Here is a 1,263-nt window from a genome sequence, read left to right on the forward strand (position 1 = left end):
CACCTAACTCTTCTGTTGTACAACATATCCATTTTTTTTTCATTGTAATATTTTTATAAAGTATTATTCATAGTATAGATGAACATTATTTTTAGAACTTGTGCCTGTGCTTTCACTCCAAGCATTGAAATGAGGAGTTCTATCAAATGTATGTCCAATTTCATGATTATGATATCCACTAATAGGTTTCCCATTAGTATCTTTAGTTTTATTATGCTTTCCTACTCAGGGTGATAATACCTAAATCAATTGTAGCAAAGTTCTATCTCAGGATCGTAATATTGCCCTTGGTACTTGAATGGACGCCTAAAATTCTCTTTAGCAAAGCCCTGTCGGGAGTTGCCATAGAGGTCTTGTTCGCGTTCCCATATCAGTTCGCCTTCTTGGTTGTAGGCTCTTTATTAGTGCATAGTGTATAGAGTACAGTGAACAATGGTGATATTCCCTCTATATACCCTGCTCTGAGCCTTTGCATACTCTGCCTGTGAGGCACCATACTCCCCTATGTGGTAAAAGTACCGTAAATTCCTCAACCTATAAAATTACTACTTTTTAAAACATTGAGCAAGTACCTAACACAAAATTTTTATATCCAATACTAAGAAAATATTTAAATAATATACTGGTAAAAATTTTCGCAATCCTTTCCATTTAATGCAGATATATATTTTTCTTTAAATTCATAAAATGAATTAGCAATTATAGCTACATCTTCGTACTCAGGTTCTGTACCATAAAATATTTTTCCATTATTAAATTCACCTATACCTATTGCGACATAGCTATATCCATTTTTTACAGACATTAAAATTGGCAAATGTTTATCCCAAAAGGATTTAATATCAGATAACATTTCTTCGTCTAAGGCAGAATCAATACTCTGACATTCAAATTCATTCCAAGAAAAAGAGTTTTCATCATTTTTAGAAAAATCTTGATAAGATAAGAACCAAATATTGTCTTCCCTATTAGAGCATAAAGAAAATATTTTAAGAAATTCTTTATATTCTTCTATTGTTTTTACAACTCTTCCTTTAGCTGAAGAGTTAATTACAAGATTTGAAATATCTACTGTTTTGACATTCCATCCTTTATTACATAATTGTTCAATAAATATTCTATTTTCCATTTAAAATTTGTTTTTTGAGGTGTCTATTTAGCTACATACTAATTGACTTTGGGAAATGTGAGAACGCTCTACAATTCTTTTATCATTCATTTTGTGCGATTCACTGGATTTCATAGCTTCACGGACTTTTTGCA

The 1,263-nt window shown here is 31.0% G+C and carries 1 protein-coding gene; it reads right to left on the reverse strand.

The window, feature by feature from the left end; genetic code table 11:
- Nucleotides 1-610: 610 nt before the first annotated feature.
- Nucleotides 611-1,129, reverse strand: a complete 519-nt coding sequence (locus HMPREF1551_RS00570; RefSeq protein ID WP_021627034.1) for an SMI1/KNR4 family protein — start codon at nt 1,127-1,129, stop codon at nt 611-613.
- Between the last annotated feature and the right edge of the window lie 134 nt (nt 1,130-1,263).

It is taken from the genome of Capnocytophaga sp. oral taxon 863 str. F0517, from assembly GCF_000466425.1.
GTDB lineage: Bacteria > Bacteroidota > Bacteroidia > Flavobacteriales > Flavobacteriaceae > Capnocytophaga.